Source organism: Bradyrhizobium sp. AZCC 1693 (assembly GCF_036924745.1).
GTDB lineage: Bacteria > Pseudomonadota > Alphaproteobacteria > Rhizobiales > Xanthobacteraceae > Bradyrhizobium.
Genome location: NZ_JAZHSD010000001.1, coordinates 3,605,425 through 3,625,964, shown reverse-complemented (window position 1 = coordinate 3,625,964; position 20,540 = coordinate 3,605,425). Strand labels below are relative to the sequence as shown.

At 63.3% G+C, this 20,540-nt stretch carries 15 protein-coding genes; 10 read left to right on the top strand and 5 right to left on the bottom strand.

What is annotated here, in order from left to right; all coding sequences use genetic code 11:
- The first annotated feature begins 174 nt into the window (after positions 1–174).
- The 4 genes from V1293_RS17220 (at position 175) to V1293_RS17205 (ending at position 3,275) form a co-directional block, all read left to right on the top strand.
- A complete protein-coding gene (locus V1293_RS17220) occupies positions 175–429 on the top strand; it encodes a DUF3551 domain-containing protein (RefSeq protein ID WP_334511079.1) in 255 nt (84 codons plus the stop codon).
- Positions 430–529: 100 nt separating this feature from the next.
- Complete coding sequence (gene pgm / locus V1293_RS17215) at positions 530–2,170, top strand: phosphoglucomutase (alpha-D-glucose-1,6-bisphosphate-dependent) (protein WP_334511078.1); 1,641 nt, start codon at positions 530–532, stop codon at positions 2,168–2,170.
- Between the two features lie 269 nt (positions 2,171–2,439).
- Positions 2,440–2,766 (top strand): hypothetical protein, encoded by a 327-nt coding sequence (locus V1293_RS17210; protein WP_334511077.1) that lies wholly within the window; start codon positions 2,440–2,442, stop codon positions 2,764–2,766.
- A 59-nt stretch (positions 2,767–2,825) separates the two neighbouring features.
- On the top strand, positions 2,826–3,275 hold the full coding sequence (locus V1293_RS17205; RefSeq protein WP_334511076.1) for a helix-turn-helix domain-containing protein: 450 nt from the start codon (positions 2,826–2,828) through the stop codon (positions 3,273–3,275).
- A gap of 56 nt (positions 3,276–3,331) precedes the next feature.
- Here V1293_RS17205 and V1293_RS17200 read toward each other — a convergent pair whose 3' ends face one another.
- Positions 3,332–3,886: a hypothetical protein gene (locus tag V1293_RS17200; RefSeq protein ID WP_334511075.1), complete on the bottom strand. Its 555-nt coding sequence runs from the start codon at positions 3,884–3,886 to the stop codon at positions 3,332–3,334.
- A gap of 69 nt (positions 3,887–3,955) precedes the next feature.
- Between V1293_RS17200 and V1293_RS17195 the strand changes: the two genes are divergently transcribed.
- Together V1293_RS17195 and V1293_RS17190 are read left to right on the top strand one after the other, a co-directional pair.
- Positions 3,956–5,317, top strand: coding sequence for a YcaO-like family protein (locus tag V1293_RS17195; protein ID WP_334511074.1), 1,362 nt, complete (start codon positions 3,956–3,958; stop codon positions 5,315–5,317).
- Between the two features lie 38 nt (positions 5,318–5,355).
- Positions 5,356–7,467 (top strand): BTAD domain-containing putative transcriptional regulator, encoded by a 2,112-nt coding sequence (locus V1293_RS17190; RefSeq protein WP_334511073.1) that lies wholly within the window; start codon positions 5,356–5,358, stop codon positions 7,465–7,467.
- Between the two features lie 4 nt (positions 7,468–7,471).
- Here the strand turns inward: V1293_RS17190 and V1293_RS17185 are convergent, their stop codons facing one another.
- Complete coding sequence (locus tag V1293_RS17185) at positions 7,472–7,882, bottom strand: hypothetical protein (RefSeq protein ID WP_057855314.1); 411 nt, start codon at positions 7,880–7,882, stop codon at positions 7,472–7,474.
- A gap of 40 nt (positions 7,883–7,922) precedes the next feature.
- Entirely contained in the window at positions 7,923–9,095 is a 1,173-nt protein-coding gene (locus tag V1293_RS17180) for a peroxidase family protein (protein ID WP_334511072.1), read from the bottom strand.
- 798 nt (positions 9,096–9,893) lie between these two features.
- Between V1293_RS17180 and V1293_RS17175 the strand changes: the two genes are divergently transcribed.
- Complete coding sequence (locus V1293_RS17175; protein ID WP_334511071.1) at positions 9,894–12,551, top strand: M1 family metallopeptidase; 2,658 nt, start codon at positions 9,894–9,896, stop codon at positions 12,549–12,551.
- A gap of 99 nt (positions 12,552–12,650) precedes the next feature.
- Positions 12,651–13,526: a dihydrodipicolinate synthase family protein gene (locus V1293_RS17170; RefSeq protein ID WP_334511070.1), complete on the top strand. Its 876-nt coding sequence runs from the start codon at positions 12,651–12,653 to the stop codon at positions 13,524–13,526.
- A gap of 3 nt (positions 13,527–13,529) precedes the next feature.
- On the opposite strand, the gene ftsH is transcribed toward V1293_RS17170, so the two are convergent.
- Positions 13,530–15,371, bottom strand: a complete 1,842-nt coding sequence (gene ftsH, locus V1293_RS17165; protein ID WP_334511069.1) for an ATP-dependent zinc metalloprotease FtsH — start codon at positions 15,369–15,371, stop codon at positions 13,530–13,532.
- Between the two features lie 250 nt (positions 15,372–15,621).
- Here ftsH and V1293_RS17160 point away from each other — a divergent pair, with 250 nt between their 5' ends.
- Both V1293_RS17160 and V1293_RS17155 read left to right on the top strand, forming a co-directional pair.
- Positions 15,622–16,722, top strand: coding sequence for a S1C family serine protease (locus tag V1293_RS17160; RefSeq protein WP_334511068.1), 1,101 nt, complete (start codon positions 15,622–15,624; stop codon positions 16,720–16,722).
- A gap of 153 nt (positions 16,723–16,875) precedes the next feature.
- Positions 16,876–19,203, top strand: coding sequence for a xanthine dehydrogenase family protein molybdopterin-binding subunit (locus V1293_RS17155; protein WP_334511067.1), 2,328 nt, complete (start codon positions 16,876–16,878; stop codon positions 19,201–19,203).
- A gap of 140 nt (positions 19,204–19,343) precedes the next feature.
- On the opposite strand, the gene V1293_RS17150 is transcribed toward V1293_RS17155, so the two are convergent.
- The gene (locus V1293_RS17150) at positions 19,344–20,540 is read right to left on the bottom strand and encodes an acyl-CoA dehydrogenase family protein (protein ID WP_334511066.1); all 1,197 of its coding nucleotides are present in this window, start codon (positions 20,538–20,540) and stop codon (positions 19,344–19,346) included.

Sequence of the window (20,540 nt, the reverse complement as noted above, 5' to 3'; positions counted from 1 at the left end):
AGGAGGCGCGTGTGCAAGCAGGTGAGAGCAACGCGGCCAGGCGGCGGCCGGAATGCGCCGATCTGGTCGCAGGCCGCTGAGCGCTTCCCTCCGGCGGACCGCACTAGGCTCTCTTCCGGGGTTGGAAGTAATCAAGCTCCATTGGCTTGTCCACCAGTCCCGAAGGAGCCCCCAATGCGCGTATGGGCTTGCACGATTCTGACGACCGGAACGATGCTGGTCGCCGCGCCCGCGCGCGCCCAGGCCTACGATCCAAGCTACCCGGTTTGCCTGCAAACCTACGCCACCGGCGGCGGCTATATCGACTGCAGCTTTACTTCGCTGGCGCAGTGCGCAGCGTCCGCATCGGGCCGCTCGGCGCAGTGCCTGAACAATCCGTATTTCGCGCAGGGCGACAGGAAACCGCCTCGGCAACGCGGCGTTTACTAGAGGTGACGCATCGGCTTGGTTCGGAGGCGTTATGCCCAATTTTGCCCATGCCATCGCTTCTACGTATAATCAGGTGAAACCACCTATTCCGTGAGGTCATGTGACTGCCCCCAATCCCGCTGCCGGCAAACCGGTCGATTCCGCCTCCCTTGTCAACGTGCCGCAGTTGGTAACGGCCTATTTTGCGTCGAAACCGGATCCCTCCGATCCGACCCAGCGCGTTGCCTTCGGAACCTCGGGCCATCGCGGGACCTCGCTGAAGAATTCGTTCAACGAAAACCATATCCTGGCGACGACGCAGGCGATCTGCGACCACCGCCGCGAAACCGGGCTGACCGGCCCGCTGTTCGTCGGCATCGATACCCATGCGCTCGCCGAGCCGGCGCTGGTGAGTGCGGTGGAAGTGTTTGCCGCCAACGGCGTCGACATCATGATCGACGCGCGCGGCGGCTACACGCCGACGCCCGTGATCTCGCACGCGATCCTGAGCTACAATAAAGGCCGAACGAGCGGACTCGCCGATGGCGTTGTCATCTCACCCTCGCACAATCCGCCGGAGGATGGCGGCTACAAATATAACCCGCCGCACGGCGGCCCCGCCGATACCGATGTAACGGGAAAGGTCGAAAAGGCCGCCAACGCCTACATGGAAGCCGGCATGAAGGGCGTTGCGCGGATGCCGTATGATCGCGCCCGCAAGGCGCCCTCGACGCATCTGCACGACTATGTCGGTCCTTACGTCGCCGATCTCGGCAACGCCGTGGACATGGCGCTGATCAAATCATCGGGCGTGAAGATCGGGATCGATCCGCTGGGCGGCGCCGCCGTTCATTACTGGCAGCCGCTGATCGAGCATTACGGAATCAATGCGACAGTTGTGAACGACACCGTCGATCCGACGTTCCGGTTCATGACGGCGGACTGGGATGGAAAAATCCGCATGGATTGTTCCTCGCCGTACGCGATGGCGAGCCTGATTGCGATGCGCGACAGGTTTGACGTCGCCTTTGCCAACGACACCGACGCCGACCGGCACGGTATCGTGACGCGCACGGGCGGCCTGATGAACCCGAACCATTTTCTCGCCGCCGCGATCGCCTATCTGTTCGAGCATCGGCCGCAATGGGGCAGGGAAGCGGCGATCGGCAAGACCATCGTCTCCAGCTCGATCATCGACCGTGTCGCAAAGAAGTTGAAGCGCAAGCTGGTCGAAACCCCGGTCGGCTTCAAATGGTTCGTCGAAGGCCTCGGCAGCGGTGGGTTCGGATTCGCCGGCGAGGAAAGCGCCGGCGCATCGTTCCTCAAGCGCGACGGCTCGGTCTGGACGACCGACAAGGACGGCATGGTGATGGGACTGCTCGCCGCCGAAATCCTCGGGCGCACCGGCCGCGACCCAAGCCAGTTGTTTGCCACCCTCACGGCCGAACTCGGCGTGCCGTATTACGAGCGAATCGATGTGCCGGCGACGCCGAAACAAAAGAGCGCGCTGAAGGCGCTCGGGCCGGAGCAGCTCGATATGCGCCAGCTTGCCGGTGAACCGGTCAGCGCGATCCGGACCCGGGCGCCGGGTAACAATCAATCCTTCGGCGGCATCAAGGTCGAATCCGAAGCGGGATGGTTCGCCGCGCGGCCGTCGGGCACCGAAGACGTCTACAAGATCTACGCCGAGAGTTTCCGGGACCAGAACCATCTGAAGACGATTCAGCAGGACGCCCAGCGCGCCATCGCGAAGGCCTTCTAATTTCGCGGTGAGGCGTTTGGTGCAACGGGAAATCCCAGACTGCTCGTCGCGCGATAGAAGAAATGTTGCGCCAGGCTGCGCCCAGTTGCATCAGTTCGGCACACTCCTGACCAGACGGGAACTGCGGAATCGAATTTGGGCGCCGCGCTTGCGATCACGCTGAAATCACGAAGCTCCACGCAGTGTTAGGATCGGGAGCTAGCTGCCAGAAAGCCGTCCGGGAACGGGGGGCCTGTAAGCTATCACGAGGTACCGGGGGATGAGATGAAATGAGTGCGGAATCGGTCGTCTACTATCTGAATCGCGTGCCTGAGAGCGATCCGAATGACCAAACCGAATGGCTTTTGACGGCATTGGGGCATTATACCGGCGCGGAACTGCGTGAACTGCTCTATGTGGCGGAAGAGCCGGGATTCTTTGAATTGATGCGCGGGCTGTTTGCGCTCTCGGACGAGAGCCGTGCCGTCCTGCAGCAGTTCCTCGAAACCGGTTGCCCGCCGGCCATGAAGGCGGCGATCGACCCGAAAGGCCGGTTGACGATTGACCACGTCGATGTCGAGCAGCGCGTAAAAGTACTTCCTGTGATCGCAAATTAGCAGCCGCAAGTCATTGAGGTTGTGCTAGGGTCCCAGCTTGAACAATTGGGAGCCTGCCCATGGTGACAAGGAAGTCTGGCCCGCTCGATGCGATGGTGGGCGCCAGGATTCGCATGTTGCGGGTCAACCGCGGCATGAGCCAAACCACGCTCGCGGAACGGATCGGCGTTACCTTTCAACAGGTGCAGAAATACGAGCGGGGCGCCAGCCGGGCTGGCGCCAGCCGGTTGTCGCGAATCGCTTCCGTGCTGGACGTTTCGGTTGGTGAGTTTTTCGAGTCTTCCCGGGCTGGACCTCCCGGCTTGAATTCACCGGTTCGCTTGCTCGGCGAGCCGGGCGCCTTGCCCGTTCTCAAGGCCTATGCGCGAACGCGCAGGCCGCGCGTCCAGTCTTGCATCGCCAAGCTGGTTGAAAGCATCGCCGATCGAACTTCGGGGGCCAAGGCCACGGTTGCGCGTCTGAATACTGTCGATCTTGGTGAGCGGCGGAAGTTTCCCTCGCGAGGATAGCTTCCGCAGGAAGACGAGCGGCATCTCGTGCCGCCCCGAAAACCCGGTTGGAGGCGTCAGCCGGTCGCGCGAATCGCAAGCCGCTCCGGTGGTCTGCTGCCGGGAATGAACTCGCCGATCCAGTCACGGCGCGTCGCTTCGATATGCCAGGACATTGCCTCGGCCGAATAGGGTGCCGGATCGGGAATGTCCTTGCGGATCTCCTTGCCGTCGAGCCAGCCGCAACTGTGCGAGTAGCGCGCCTTGCAGACGAGATCGATATCGCCGTGGTCCTGCAGCAGCACGTAGCCATCGGCCGGAAAAAATGTACCGGCGAGCTCGATCGCACCAGGCAACTGCCGCACCAACAGGAATGTGCTGGTGGATTGCGATTCCGATTCGGAAACCAGTACGCCGACCAGGCTGTGGATCGGCGCGATCACCTGCGGTGCAACCAGTGCGAGAGGCTCGGTGATCGGGCCGGCCGTCGCGATCGAGAGATATTCGCCCTCCGCTCCCCAGCGGCAGGCGATCAGCCACTCGCGGCTGCGGCTACGAATCAAGGTCGGCTTGGCATAGTCCGAACGGGCAATATCGGCTGCCATGGCTATGACTAAGGCTTTCGCGAGCATAAGTTCCTCCAGGGCGAGGGCGGGGCTGGCCACTCGTCCGGAGTCTGCGCGTCGATTCGTGAGGTCACCGTGAGCGGTACCGAAAATTCGATACAGGAATTGTTTGCACGCGCGGCATCGTTGCTTCTCGGCAACGAAGTGGACGCCGCCGGCGATCACGATGCCAGACGTATCCTGCAGGCGCTGGAATATGCCTCGGAATCCAGCAACCAAATTGATCCGGAGACCGCAAATCGTGCCCATTTGCTCATCGCGGCTTCCCGATTTGCGCGGGTGTTCGAGCTGGCCTCACCCGATGCGCCCGGCCTGTTCAGCTTTGGCGCGCAATTTGATCCAGCGCTTGCCGATGCCTTGCATGACGGAAGCCCGATGGTCGGCGTTTCCGGCGTCGGTCTGACGTTGCGGGATGCATTTCAGGGCTGCGTCGGCGAAGGAATCGAGTATCTGTCTCAATTGCAGGCCGGGACCGACCTGTTGCTCAAACCCGGCCTCGACGACTGGGCCGGAAAACTCGGTCCGAACGCGCTGGCGCTGGTCGCTGCCGTTTCGGAACGCCGTATGCAACCAGAGCGGGTGCTTTCCTGGTGTCGTACAACGCGGCTGACCGACGGCGGCGAAGTGTGGCTTCCGGCCGACATCTGCCTGCGGCGTCCGCCGCCGCAGCGCGACTTCGCGCCGCCATTCCCCTTGAGCATCGGATCGGCCGCAGGTCCGTCTCGGGATGCCGCAGCACTGCACGGCTTGCTGGAATTGATCGAGCGCGATGCGGCCGGCCTGTGGTGGCGGGGCGGTCAACTGGCCCGATCGATTCCGCCGCAGCATGAAGCCGGCATCGTGGTGGAAGGCTTGTTGCGGCAGCTCCGGCATGGCGCGTCGGTGCGGCGCCGGACATGGCTGCTCGATATCACGACGGATATCGGCGTGCCCTGCGTCGCGGCCGTCTCGTGCCGGGCGGACGGTTCCGGTTTTGCCTTCGGCCTCGCCGCGCGGCCGGCGCTTGAGGCCGCGGTTCGCTCGGCTACACTCGAAATGTGTCAGCTCGAACTGGCTGACGCCGTCGTCGCAACCAAACGCAGCGAGCGCGGCGATGACGCGCTCAACGCCCAGGACCGCATCCATCTGCAGCGCGCGGCGATCGATGCCGATCAGTGCAGACTGTTGCAGCCGGTCGCAGACTACGCGGCCCATCTGCCTCTTCGCGCAACTGAAGCGAGCGTCATATTTGGACTAATCGTACAGCGTTTGGAGAAACTGGGAATCGAGACATTTTGCCTTGATCTCACGCGCCAGCGCTTCGCCGTTCCGGTGGTCCGCGTGATTGCCCCAGGCCTGCAACTCGAGCCATCCGAAATCGTCACGGCCAGGCTAAGGGAAGCGATCACGCGAACCGGAGGGGGCACAACCTATACCGGGGGTGTCCCTTTGATATAGACTGGCTGGAATTAACCAACCGGTTCCGGAAACCTTGCATGCCGGCCAGCACAAACGTCATGACAGCAGACCAGGCCGCGGCGGCGCCCGAAAGCGCTCCGCGCCTTTCGGTGTCGTTGGTCGGACGGCTCGGCGTGCGGTTCAACGGCCGGGCAATCGAACTTCGAACGCGCAAGGCCGGCGCGGTCCTTGGTTACCTTGCGCTGTTGGAGGCGAAGCAAGAAAGTCGCGAGCGGCTCGTTGGCCTGCTCTGGAGTCGTTCAGACGAGGAAAAGGCGCGCGCCTCGCTGCGCCAGGTCGTTCGCGAACTGCGGTCGATGCTCGAGGAGGCCGGATATGACGGCTTCGTCGCGGAGCGGCTGATGATCGGCATCGATGTCGGACGAATCGAAGTCGACATCGAAAGCGTGATCCAACTCGCCGAAGGCGGGCGCGTCCACCCGCTGCTGCTCGATACGCCACAGCTTGACGGGCGGCTGCTCGAAGGAATGGACGATCTCGACCCGTCGTTCCGGGTCTGGGTGCTGGCCAAGCGGCAGACCATCCATGAACGGCTGATGCGAAATCTCGACGAAGGCTTGACCTCCGCGCACGTTCCCGCCGACGCCAAAAAGAGGATCGCGGCCGCGATCGTCAATCTCGATCCGACCCATGAATATGCCTGCCGCTATCTGATGCGGGCGCATGCGGAAGAGGGCGATGTCGCCGGCGCGCTGCGCATTTACAAGGCGCTGTGGGATCTCCTGGACCGCGACTATGCGATGGAGCCGTCGTCGGCCACGGAAGAGCTCGTCGCGAACATCAAGCTCGGTATACTGGAGCGCACGCCGGCGGACCGTGCCGCCTCGGCGGCGAATGACGAATTCGCCGTCAGGGTGGTCAGGGGGACCGCGCTCCAGCCGGTGGCCCCGATCTCGCCATCGGTCAATGCATCGGCCAGGACGCGCCTGGTGCTGCGGCCCTTTGCGATGCATGGCGTCGACGAGGATCACAGCCATCTGGTGCAGGGGTTCTCCCAACATCTCGCCGCCTGTCTCGTCCGCTTCCGTGAATGGAGCGTGGTCGATCGTCCGCCCGCGGCCGTCGTGCTTCCCGCCTCGGGCACGGCGTCGCAATACTGCATCGAAACCACCGCCTACCAGGCGGGCGCCGAAATCAATATCGTGATGGTGCTGCGGGACGATACCTCCGGGATTTACGTCTGGAGCGAAAGCTTCCGGCTCGGCCTCGGCAACTGGTTCGAAACCCAGCAGCGCATCATCCGCCGGATCGCGACCTCGCTCAACGTTCAATTGTCGACCGAGCGGCTGATGCGGCTGGCGGGCGAGCCTGACGTATCGCTCGAACTGCACGACCGCTGGCTGCGCGGACAGAATCTCATGTCGAAATTCGATCCGGAAAGCTGGCGGCGGGCGGTCGCCATCTTCCGCGATGCGATCCGCGACAATCCGGGTTTCTCGCCCTGCTACAGCAGCCTCGTGCAGATGAACAACATCGAGCATCTGGTGCATCCCGGGATCTTTCGTGATCTCGACAAGGCCAAGGCCACCCTCGAACTGGCGAAGACCGCCGTTCAACTGGACCCCGTCGATTCCAGGGCGCATCTTTGCTGCGGCTGGTCCTATGTGATGGCGCTTCGCGAGACAGAAGCAGCGCCGCACATGGAGTTGGCATGTGAGCTTAACGACAATGACCCCTGGACGCTGCTGTCCAGCGCTCACTACTCGGCAATATGCGGATCGATCGAGGATGCCCGCGTTCGCGCCGAAAGGTCTCTCGCACTCTCACCTGCGCCCTCCTATCTCGAATGGGCGTATCACGGCAGTGTGCGGTTCTTTTGCGGAGACTATGAAGGCACCATCGAGGCGTGCGATCGCGCGCAGGGCATCAACAAGGTCCTGCCGGCATGGCGCGCGGCTGCGCTGTTCCAGCTTGGGGAGCGTGTGCAGGCGCAGCAGGAAATCCAGCGCTTTGTGAACGGTCTGCGTTCATTCTGGGTTGGATCGTCCACGCCGACGGACGAGGCGGCGGCGCGCTGGGTCATGCAAGCGCATCCAATCAGCGTGAAGGAGCGGTGGGAAGCCCTGCGCCAAAGTTTGCGTGGCGGAGGGCTTCCTGTCGATGGCATCACTTACCTAACGCGGAGCTAGATCATCAAGCACAGTAGCTGATGGTGTAGTCGCCGACACGTTCGGCATGCACGCGGAACTTGTCGCTCTCCGGAATTACCGGATCCAGGCCGTTGAACAGGCGCTTGTAGAACGGCGGAAGCGGATAGGTCGCGCCGGGCTTTTTGAGACTTTCTTCGGAATCTGCGATCATCACGGCGGGCGGTAGACGCACCACGATCGTGTCCATTTCCTGCTCGACGAACTTTACCTTCTTGAAGCGTTCCGGAACCGTCATGAACACCTGCGCCTTGGCAAGTTGCTCCTTGAATTCGTCGACGGTGGTCGGGATGGGATATTCGTTGTCGTCGTCGAGATAGTTCTTGCCGGTGGACCAGGTCTTCACCAGGTTGCCCCACCGCTCATGGTTGGTCACTTGCATTCTTTCGATTGCCATAGCTTCACTCTCCGGGTTGCGTGAAGCGGAGGATTCCGCTTCACAAAAATGCAGGCACGGCTTGCTGCAGCTCGGCAATTTCCGTGGTGAATTCCACTAGCTGCGCCATACTTGAGATATCGGGAATGTCCTGAAGTACGTCTGCCGGGTAAAATTCGCGGGAAGTTGCCGCCAATTGGCCGGCAAGCGAGCCGCCGTCCATGCAACGCGGGTCGCCGGCGAGCGCGCCGAGAATGACTTCAGAGACGATGATTGAGCCGAGCGGGCCGAGATGCAGGCCCGGAGCCTGTGGTTGGCGCATCGCCTCGAACAGGATGAAGAAGGGCAGCGGCGGCTCGTTCGAAAGGGTTTCAATGTCCTGGGTCGTCAACGCGCCATAGGCAGGCGCGGCCGCCAGCCATTCGCGAAGCTGATTCACACGGTAGGCGCGGTCGGTCAGCAGGCGCGACATTGCAATGAACTGCGGTCTGCGATTGCCGATCTCCGCAATCAGCGCATCAACCGACCACATGCCGGCCAGCCCTGCGCCGAGCAGGTCGCGATAGAGCAGGCCGACCCGTTCCGTTTCGTCGAACGCCGGAAAGATCTGATCATTGCCCAGCCCATCGCTGAGATGTGGTCCGATGCGGCGGCTGAAATTCGGCGTCGACCCGTTGATCTCGAAAAAACGCGACCACTGCACCATCCACGTCTCGTCGAGCGGCATATTCGCGGGGTCGTTTACGGAGCTCTTTTCGAGCGCGTTGTTGAGGTCGTGGAGGGACAGGTCATTGATCTGGTATTCGGGTCGCACCATAGCATGGCCGAAGCGGAATGCGCCGTGCGAGAACTCGAGCGGAATTTCCCAGTCGCCGGTTGGAAGGCCTTCCGCGAAATGGGGGCGATCGATGAAGTCGGGGCTCTGTCCATTATATACAGCGTAGATCGCTGGATGGATCACCCGCGGCATCAGGTCGTTGCGGATGATATTGTGATAGATGGCCGTCAGTGCGCCGCGGGCACACAGGAAGCGCTTGTAGGCAGCACCGAACTGACCGTTTGGCCCCGCGTTGCCTTCATGGCGACGAATGATATCGATGAGCCCGTTGTGCAGCAGCGCGAACAGCGCGGTGAGCTGCGACATGACGGCGTGATCGTCATTGCGCGGATCGGCGACCAGCGCCTCGGTGAGCGCAACGCGGACACCTGCAATGCTGCGGTCGATCCCCGTCACGTTCTCGGCCGGGGTCCGCGCGATGTCGCGGAACGGGCACCCGGTCGCGGGCTCGTTCTCTTTCCAGCGCATTCGCCCAAGCCGCAGCTTGGTGCGGCGGTCATCATTCGGCGCATCGAGCGCGAAGATGTGCGGCGATCCGACAGGACCGCTGCCATACAGCGTGTCCAGCCGAAGCGGCGTGCGGCGCGCGTTTGTGGTCCCTCCGCCGAGACCGCCCGCGACCGAAAGCGGAATCGCCGAATGCACGAGGTCGTGCGCAACGAACTGCAGCAGATAGGTATAGCCCGACGGGATGAAGGGATTTTCCCAGTATTCCGCCGATCGAACCTGGTGCGGCGGCCATTTGATTGCAGCATCCATTCGCCGCGACAGGCGATGCATCAGTCCGCGGAGTTCTGCATGGTGTGAAGGCGAAGCGAGCGGATCGACACCGAAGGCGCGGAAGCGCTGCGATGGAGCCGGCGTGCCGAGGAAGTGACGAAAGCCGGGAGTTGCTGCCGCTTGAGCAGAGTCGCGCGTATCGAGCTCGGAAGTTCGGAAAGAGGATGCGTCAGCGACGTTCTGCAGAGCCATAAAAATTACTCTCGCGCTTGGTCGGGGGCAGCGAGACTGCGAAGAAAGTCGTGAAATTATCGTGAGTTAAATTGTTAGAACCTGTGAACAACTGTGGACATCTTTTGGCCAATGTGCGGCAAACGGATGTTGCGAAACGCCGCGTCTCCCGGCTGTTTCCCGGCAAGGGATGCAGCTATATGGTCCGGCACCTCGTTGTGCCGGCTGACATAGGAGCTTGGCGTGAAGCTTAAAGAGACGGCACCCTTGGCGCGATATGTCGGCGCAATGCTCGCGCTGATGTTTGTTGTTTCAGGCGCCGTGCGCGCCGAGCCGGTTTTCTCTTTCGACGCGACGTCGGGCAAGTTGCCGAAGACAGTCGTTCCGATCAGCTACTCAATCGAGCTGAGACCTGACGCCGAGAGCCTCGCGCTTCCTGGCGTCGAAGTGATCGACATCGAGGTGCGCGAACCGACGGCGCGGCTGACGCTCAATGCCGTCAACACGACGTTCGCTTCCGTTACCGCCGACGACGGCGCAGAGCGCGCGGAAATCGCGCTCGATGCCGCTCCCGAGACGGCGACCTTCACGTTCGCACAGCCGCTCGCAGTGGGCGCGCATCGGCTGCGCATCGAGTTTACGGCGCGGATCAACAAGTTCGACCGCGGTTTCTTCTTTGTCGATTATCCGACCGACGGCGGCGTGAAGCGGCTGTTGACGAGCAAACTCGAGCCGGCGGACGCGCGGCGGATATTTCCGTGCTGGGACGAGCCGGCCTTCAAGGCGAGTTTCGCTCTCACCGTGACGGTGCCGCGCCATTTCCTCGCGGTCGGCAACATGCCGGTCGTGCGCGAAGAGCCGCTTGAGCCGAACCTGAAGAACGTCGCCTTCGCGCCGACGCCGAAAATGTCGACCTACCTGTTCGTGCTGACGGTGGGCGAACTGGAGCGCATCACGGCGGAGGCGGAGGGCGTGACGATCGGCGTCGTCGCCACCACGGGCAAGGCCGCGAAAGGGCAATTCGCGCTCGATAGCGCGGCAAAACTGCTCGCCTGGTTCAACGACTATTTCGGCGTGAAATATCCGCTGCCCAAGCTCGACCTGATCGCGGTGCCCGGCGGCTTCGGGGGCGCGATGGAGAACTGGGGCGGCATTACCTTCTTCGAGAGCCGGCTGCTGTTCGATCCCGCAACCAATCCGGACAGCGCGCGGCGCGGCATCTTTTCGATTATCGCGCATGAGATGGCGCATCAATGGTTCGGCGATCTCGTCACCATGGCGTGGTGGGACAATCTCTGGCTCAACGAGGGTTTTGCGACCTGGATGGCGACGAAAGCCGCGGAGCAATTTTTCCCGCAATGGCAAAGCTGGCTGAACGGTTACGGCCAAAAGCAGTTCGCCATGGCGCTAGACGCCCGGCGCACATCGCACCCGATCCAGCAGCCGATCGCCAACGAGAGCGAGGCCATGGTCGCGTTCGACGCCATTACCTACAACAAGGGGCAGGCGCTGATCCGCATGCTGGAAAATTATCTCGGCGAAGCGGAGTTCCGCGACGGCATACGCGCCTACATGGCTGCGCATGCCTATGGCAACACCACCACGTCCGATCTCTGGCGGGCGCTGGAACGCGCGGGCCACAAGCCGGTGACCGAAATCGCGGCGTCCTTTACCGAACAGGACGGTGTGCCGCTGATATCTGCCGAAACCGCCTGCCACGGCGATGCGCAGCGGCTGACGCTGCGACAGAGCCGCTTCGTGGTCGCGCCGGCGCGGACGGCTGCCTTGCCGCCGCGCAACTGGCAAATACCGGTTGCGGTCGGGCCGGTGGGCACGGCGCGATCGGCCGATGTCTTGCTGCTGCAGGGCTCGACCGAAATCCCGGCCGGCTCGTGTGGAGAGGCGAACAAGGTCAATCTCGGCGACATCGGTTATTACCGGGTCGAGTACGGGCCGGCGAGCATGGCCGCGCTGGCGAAGGCGCTGCCGCGGATGTCGCCGGCAGACCGCGTCAATTTCCTCGCCGACGGCTGGGCGATGGTGCAGGCTGGCCGCGCCAATCCGTCATCCTATCTCGCCTTGGTCGAGAATGTCGCCGTCGATGAGCGCCGCCCGATATGGGATCAGATCATCACGGTCTTCTCCGCGCTCAACCGTCTGTCGCGCGATCGGCCCGAGCGTCCGGCGCTGCAGCGCTATATCAGCGCCAAATTGCGTCCAGTGTTCGACCGGCTCGGCTGGGACGGTGACGGCTCCGGTGACGACGACAATACCTTGCTGCGCGGCAGCTTGATCTGGACACTCGGCGAACTCGGCGACGAAGAGATCATTGCGGAGGCGAGGCGGCGGTTCGCCGGATTCCTCCGCGACCCGCAATCGCTGCCGGGGGCGTTGCGCGATTCCGTTACCCATGTCGTCGGTATCGCGGCCGACCGAGCGACCTACGACACGCTGCTGACGCTGGCGCGCAAGAGCACCGTCACCAATGAGCGATTGCGCTATTACTATGCAGCGGCCGCCGCGCGCGATCCGGCGCTGGCGCATGCCACGCTGGCGCTGACGCTGAGCGACGAAGTGCCGGGAACGATCGTCACCGGCCTGATCGGTTCGGTCGCTTCCTCCGGGGAGCAGCCTGATCTGGCCTGGGATTTTCTGCAGAAGAACTACGATGCCTTGTTCGCAAAGCAGGGGCCGCAATTCCGCGATCAGTTTATCGCCAACTTCATGACGAATTTCAGCGACGAGGGCCATGCCGCCGAACTCGCCGCGTTCGCGCCGGTTCAGGCGACTTCAGGCGGCCGCGTGATGGCGGGCCGGGCGCAGGAAGTGATTGCGATCTCTGCCGACCTCAAAGCCCGCGCGCTGCCGGCGGTCGAGGCCTGGATCAGGGAGCGCAAATGATTAAGCCGTTCGCACGATTCCTGCGAAGCGTTGCCTTGCATCGGCATTCCGGATAGCCATGGGTGGTCAAGACTATCCCGCTCGAGGTATTTTCCTTCCATGGCTGATTTCCACGGCGTCTTTCCCTATCTGGCCTCGCCAATCGATGCATCAGGTCAGATCCGCACGGAGGTGCTGCGCCGGCTCTGCGACGACCTCATCAAAGCGGGCGTGCATGGGCTGACGCCGCTCGGATCGACCGGCGAGTTCGCTTATCTCGACCAGGCGCAGCGCGCGGCCGTTGTGCAAGCCACGATCGAAGCCGCAAAGGGGCGCGTGCCCGTGATCGCCGGCGTCGCCTCGACGTCGACAGCGGACGCGGTGGCGCAGGCAAAGGCGCACCAAAAGCTCGGCGCCGACGGCATTCTCGCGATCATGGAGGCGTATTTCCCGGTCGCCGACGCGCAGGTCGAGTCTTACTTCCGCGCCATTGCCGACGCCGTCGACATTCCCGTCGTGATCTACACCAACCCGCAATTCCAGCGCTCCGATCTCACGCTCGATGTGATCGCGCGGCTCGCGACCCATCCGCGCATCGGCTACATCAAGGATGCCTCGACCAACACCGGCCGGCTGCTGTCGATCATGAATCGCTGCGGCGACAGCATCAAAGTTTTCTCCGCGTCCGCCCACATCCCGGCGGCGGTGATGCTGATCGGCGGATTGGGATGGATGGCCGGCCCGGCCTGCATCATCCCGCGGCAAAGCGTCGAGCTCTACAATCTCTGCAGGGCGGCGCGCTGGGATGACGCAATGGCGCTGCAACGCAAGCTGTGGCGCATCAATGAAGCCTTTGCGCGTTTTAACCTGGCCGCCTGCATCAAGGCAGGGCTCGACATTCAGGGCTATGCGGTCGGCGACCCGGTCCCGCCGCAAGCGGCGCTGACGGCCGAGCAGCGCAAGGTCGTCGAGGCGGCGCTACGCGATCTCGCATAAGCCCTAAACGGCCCGGAGCGCCTCTTTCGGCGTTTCGCGGATCAACGCCTCGAGATCGCTCTGCTCCAGGGTCTCCTTTTCCAACAGCTTTTTCGCCGCCCGATCCAGGATCGCGCGTCGCGCTTTCAGGATGCCTTGCGCGCGCTCGAACACCCGATCGATGATGGCGCGGACCTCTTCGTCGACGGAAGCGGCGGTCTCGTCGGCATATTCGCGCTCGCGCACGGGGTAGGGCCGGTCGGCGCCTGCGAGGAAATTGCCGGGATCACGTTCATAGGCGACGCCGCCCAGTTTCTCCGACATGCCGTAGCGCGTCACCATGCTGCGGGCGATGTCGGTGACACGGCGGAGGTCATCGGCGGCGCCGGTGGACAGATGATTGAACACGATCAATTCCGCCGCGCGCCCGCCGAGCAGCACCGCCATCTTGTTCTCCAGCTCCTCCCGGGTCATCAGGAAGCGGTCTTCGATCGGGCGCTGGATGGTGTAGCCGAGTGCGCCGACGCCCCGGGGAATGATCGACACCTTGTGCACGGGGTCGACGCCGGGCAGCGACAGCGCGATCAGCGCGTGGCCCATCTCGTGATAGGCGACGATCTCGCGCTCCTTCGGATTGAGAAGCCGATTTCGCTTCTCCAGCCCCGCGACCATGCGCTCGACGGCATTGTTGAAGTCGGTCATCGCGACGGCGCTGGCGCCGCGACGTGTCGCAAGCAGGGCAGCTTCGTTGACGAGGTTGGCGAGATCCGCGCCCGTGAAGCCCGGCGTTAACGCCGCAACCGCCTCGGCATCGACGCCCGGATCAAGCTGCACTTTTTTCATATGCACCTTGAGGATTTCAACGCGGCCTTTCTTGTCGGGGCGGTCGACCAGCACCTGACGATCGAAACGGCCGGCACGCAGCAGTGCAGGATCGAGGATTTCCGGCCGGTTGGTCGCGGCCAGAATGACGAGCCCCGACCGCGAGTCGAAGCCGTCGAGTTCGACCAGGAGCTGATTGAGCGTCTGCTCCTTTTCGTCATGCCCGCCGGCAAAAGGCCCGATGCCGCGGGCGCGGCCCAGCGCATCGAGCTCGTCGATAAAGATGATCGCCGGCGCCTTCTGGTGCGCTTGCTGAAACAGGTCGCGCACCCGCGCCGCGCCGACGCCAACGAACATTTCAACAAACTCCGAACCTGAAATCGAGAAGAACGGCACCTTGGCTTCGCCGGCGACGGCCTTCGCCAGCAGCGTCTTACCGGTGCCGGGCGGACCGACCAGCAACACCCCCTTGGGCATGCGTCCTCCGAGCCGCCCGTAGTCGGTCGGGTTTTTCAGGAAGTCGACGACCTCGCGCAACTCGTCCTTGGCTTCGTCGACGCCGGCGACATCGGAAAAGTTCACGCCGGTATCGGACTCAACATAGATCTTGGCTTTACTCTTGCCGATCGCCATCAGGCCGCCGCCTAAGCCGCCGCCTTCTGCGGTGCGTTTGGCGATGTACCACCACAGGCCGAAGAACAAGAGCACCGGCATTGTCCACGACAGCAAGTCGCGCAGGAAGGTGCTCTCGATCTGGCCGGTGAAGCGGACGTTGTATTTCTCGAGTTCTTGCGCGGTCTCCTGATCGACGCGCGTGGTGACGAACTGCTTCTGTCCGCCGGCCAGCGGCTCCTTCAACGTGCCCTGCAGCGTACGGTCTGATATGCCGACGGTCGCAACCTTCCCCTGCTTCAGCAATTGCTGGTATTCGCTGTAGGGGATGATGGCAATCTGGCTGGCCGTGGAGACGAAGTACTGGATCACGAAGACGGCAAGGATTGCAGCGATCGCGTAGCCCACGTTGAAACGCGTCTTGTTGTTCATGGTTGAACTCCGGGCGCATACCCTGACAATGGGAACAGGGAGGTTTGGTTTCAATGGCGGGGCTGCTTGCGCGACAAATCGCGCTCCCTGGATCGTGCATGATTGCAACTTTAGTGCGCCAACAAGTCTCTGAAAGACCAGAAACTTTTGGCCAGCCGGGGCGTTTGGTCACGCGGGACACCCCAACGGGCCGAAGGGCCTGCCTCCCGCTCGCCCTCGCGAGCGAGCGGCATTGCCGGATGAGTGATCGATGAACCGTCGTTTCGTGCTTTTCGCCGCCATTGTCGCAGGCGTCCTGGTGGCGCTTACCGTCTCCAATATCCGCTACAGCCCGTGGACCAACACGGTCGCGCGGACCGTCGACCAGCGCGGGCCACTGTCCGAGGCCGAGCGTGCCAATATCGAACTGTTCGAGCGGGTGTCGCCGTCGGTGGTGCAGGTGGCGGCGCGATCTGCCGCCGGCAATCCTCTGGCCGAAGACGAAGGTGGAGAAGCCGCGGCTGGGGCGGCTTCCGGCACCGGCTTCGTCTGGGACAATGCCGGCCACGTGGTCACCAACAATCACGTTGTACAGAACGGCAGCGAGGTTGCGGTTCGCTTCGCGTCAGGGGAGGTGGCGAAGGCCGAAGTCATTGGCGTCGCGCCCAACTATGACCTTGCGGTGTTGCGGATCAAGAATGCCCGTCAGTTGCCGCCGCCGGTGGCGCTGGGCAGTTCGACCGAACTCAAGGTCGGTCAATCGGCGTTCGCGATCGGTAATCCGTTCGGGCTCGACCAGTCGTTGACCAGCGGCATCATCAGCGCGCTCAAGCGCCGGCTGCCGACCAGCAGCGGCCGCGAAATCGCCAACGTGATCCAGACCGACACCGCGATCAATCCCGGCAATTCGGGTGGGCCGCTTCTGGATTCGGCGGGACGGTTGATCGGCGTCAACACGGCCATCATCTCGCCTTCGGGCTCCAGCGCCGGCATCGGCTTTGCGATCCCCGTCGACATCGTCAATCGCGTGGTCCCCGAACTCATCAAGAACGGTCGCGTGCCGACGCCCGGGATCGGCATTGTCGCCGCCAGCGAGGCCGTTTCAACCAGGCTCGGCATCGAAGGGGTGATCATCGTGCGCACCGCGCCCGGAAGCCCTGCCGAGCGTGCCGGCATTCGCGGCGTCGATTTCGGCTCGGGCGCACTCGGCGACGTCATTGTCCAGGCCGAGGGGAAGCCGGTGCACCGGCTTTCCGACCTGACCGACCAGATCGAGCAGGTTGGCGCCGGCAAGAGCATCCGCATTAGCCTGAAACGCGGTTCGCAGACGCGCGATATCAACATTGACATCGTGGACATCGGCCGCAGCTGATCCTCCCTTTTTAACGGCAGGATCATGCCCGAGCGTGGCGGTAGCCCGCCGCGGGCCTTGGCGCATTTATTGCAGTGAATTGAATGAGTTGTCTCAGGCGGAAAAACCGCTAAAACCCCGCCCAATCCGACAGGAAGCTCGAAGGACAAACTGATGAACATTCTTCCCGGCAATATGCGTTTCGGTGCGGGCCAGCCGGTCAAGCGTTTGGAAGACCAGAGACTGCTCACCGGGAAGGGGCAGTTCATCGACGACAAGCCCGAGGAAGGCGCGCTGTGGCTTCATGTGCTGCGCTCGCCCCATGCCCACGCCAGGATCGTCTCGATTGACACCGCCGCAGCCGCCGAAATGCCGGGCGTCGAGGCCGTCTATACTGGTGCCGACCTGATCAAGGACGACATCGGCACTATCCCCACGCTCGCGATCTTCAAGCGGCCCGACGGCAAGCCGATGACGGTGCCGCCGCGGCGGCTGCTGGCTCATGAAATCGTGCGGTATGCCGGCGAGGCCGTAGCCGCCGTGGTCGCGACATCGCGGGTGCTGGCGCAGACCGCGGCCGAAGCGATCGCGGTCGATTACGAGGTGCTGCCCTCGGTGGTCGATCCGCTCGAAGCGATCAAGCCGGGCGCACCGGTGGTGTGGCCCGAGGCACCCGACAACGTTGTTGCTGCCATGAACTATGGCGATGCGGCCAAGGTCGAGGAAGCCTTTGCAAACGCGGCGCATAAAGTTTCGCTCGACTTGGTCAGCCAGCGGTTGGTGCCGTCGGCGATGGAGCCGCGCTCGACGATCGCCGAGATCGAGAAGAAGACCGGCCGGTTGATCCTGCACGTGCAGTCGCAAACCCCCGGCTCGACCCGCGACCTGCTCGCGGAATCCATTCTGAAGCGGCCGAAGGACAGCGTACGCGTGCTGGTCGGCGATATCGGCGGCGGCTTTGGCCAGAAGACGAGCCTCTATCCCGAAGACGGCATCGTCGCTTACGCCGCGACCAAACTGAACAGGAAGATCCGCTGGCGCGGCGACCGCACCGACGAATTCGTCGGCGGCACCCATGGCCGCGATCTCACTTCGACCGGCGAATTCGCACTCGATGCCAAGGGCCGCGTGCTCGCCTATCGCGTGCGCTCGATCGGCGGCACCGGAGCGTACTCGTCAGGGACGGCGAACATCATTCCACTGGTGCTTGGCCCGTTCGTGCAGACCGGCGTCTACGATCTGCCGCTCGTGCATTTCGAAGTGAAGTCGGTGATGACCAACACCGCGCCGGTCGGCGCCTATCGCGGCGCCGGTCGGCCCGAGGCTGTGTTCATCGTCGAGCGGCTGATGGATGCCGCCGCGCGGCAGATCGGCATCGACTCGCGCGCCATCCGCAAGGTGAACTACATCAAGCCCGCGCAACTGCCCTACACCAATGCGGTCGGCCAGGTGTACGATTCCGGCGCCTTCGCGCACATGCTGTCGCGCGCCTCCGAGCTTTCGGACTGGGATGGCTTCGCCGCGCGCAAGAAAGCGGCGAAGAAGAAGGGCCTGCTCTACGGCCGCGGCCTCACCAGCTATATCGAATGGACCGGCGGGCGCGCGCACACCGAAAAGGTCAGCCTGCATGCCACTGCAGAAGGCCGCATCATCCTGCATTCCGGCACCATGGCGATGGGGCAGGGGTTGCAGACCACATACACGCAAATGGTATCCGATACGCTCGGCATTGGCATGGACAAGATCGACGTCGTGCAGGGCGACACCGATCTGGCCACCGGCTTCGGCAGTGTCGGCTCGCGCTCGCTGTTCGTCGGCGGCACGGCGGTCGCGGTCTCGAGCAATGACATGATCCAGAAGGCGCGCGAGAAGGCCTCGAACGTGCTGGAGACTTCCGTCGAGGATATCGAGTATCGCGACGGCTGGCTCAGTGTGGTCGGCACCGACAAGCGCATCAGCCTGTTCGAGATCGCGAAGAACGAAGACGGCGCGCGGCTCTCGGTCGACAGTGAAGGCGAGGTCGACGGGCCGAGCTGGCCGAACGGCACGCATATCTGCGAGGTCGAGATCGATCCGGAAACCGGCGTGAGCAAGGTGGTACGCTACACTACGGTCGACGACGTCGGCATCGCCGTGAACCCCATGCTGGTGACCGGCCAGGTGCATGGCGGCGTCGCGCAAGGCATCGGGCAGGCGCTCTATGAGGGCGTCGCCTACAGCGAGGAAGGCCAGCTACTGACCGCGAGCTATCAGGATTACTGCGTGCCGCGCGCCGACGACGTTCCGCCGATCGTCGTGACGCTGGATGATTCCGCACCTTGCCGCACCAATCCGCTCGGCGCCAAGGGCTGCGGCGAATCCGGCGCCATCGGCGGCCCGCCCTGTGTCGCCAATGGCGTGATGGATGCCTTGAGCGAACTCGGCATCAAGCAGCTCAACACCCCGCTGACGCCGGCGAAGATCTGGCAGGCGATAAGGGATACGAAGGCGGCAGGGGCGTAGGTAGACGCAGCAACAGGAAGCTCGTCATGCCCGGGCTTGTCCCGGGCATCCACGTCTTGGCGGTCTTGCGGCGAGGAAGACGTGGATGGCCGGGACAAGCCCGGCCATGACGGTGAAAATCGCGAGGCCATCGCAGGCGGTTACAACCCCAACACCATCTTCGCGACGATATCGCGCTGGATCTCCGACGAGCCACCGAAGATCGTATACGCCCGGCCGTTGAGATATTCCGGCACGACGGGGAGCATCTCCTCCGGGATTCCCGGCGCCTCGTTCAGCCGGTAGAGCGGCCGCACCGGCTCGACATAGAGACCGTCATTGCCGATCACCTCGACGCCGAGCCGCGTCACCGCCTGGCGGATTTCGCTGACGCGCAGTTTTAATAGCGACGACACCGCGCCGGGATTCTGCCCGGTCTGCAGCGCAGACAGCACGCGCAGTTCGGTCATTTCAAGCGTATCGATATCGACCTCGATCTCGGACATGCGCACCGCGATATCGGGATCGTCGATGGCGCGGCCGGTGGCGTCGGATTCGGCGAGGTCGGAAACCGTCTTCAGCGCGTCGCGCAGTTTGGCCGAAGCGATGCCCGCGCCGCGCTCGAATTCGAGCAGATATTTGCCGTAGGTCCAGCCCTTGCCCTCCTCGCCGACGCGATTGGCGACGGGCACGCGCACGTCGTCGAAGAACACCTGGTTGACCTCGTGGTCGCCGCCAATGGTGAGGATCGGCCGCGTCGTGATGCCCGGGCTCTTCATTTCGATCAGGATAAAGGAGATGCCGTCCTGCTGCCGCTCGGTCTCGTTGGTGCGCACCAGCGCGAACATCCGGTTGGCGTGATGCGCATGCGTGGTCCAGATCTTGGTGCCGTTGATGATGTAGTCGTCGCCGTCGCGCACCGCGCGGGTTTTCAGGGAGGAGAGGTCGGAGCCGGAGCCGGGTTCGGAATAGCCCTGGCACCAGTAGTCCTCGCCGGAAAGAATCCGCGGCAGATAAAAGTTCTTCTGCTCGGGCGAGCCGAAGCCGATGATGACGGGTCCGACCATTTTGACACCCATCACGTTCACATTCGGCACGCCGGCGCGCGCGCATTCGGACTCGAAAATCCAGCGCTGTGCCGGGGTCCAGTCCGGCCCGCCATGGTCAACCGGCCAGCCCGGCGCGCCCCAGCCCTTCCTGTGCAGCGCGCGCTGCCAGGCCATGCCGATATCTGGATCCGAGAACACCGATGGCGTCAGCGCGGTGGCGCGTTTCATTTCCGGCGTCAGGTTTGCCGCGATGAAGTCGCGAACTTCCTTCTCGAAGGCGCGCTCTTCGGCGTTGAAAGCAAGATCCAT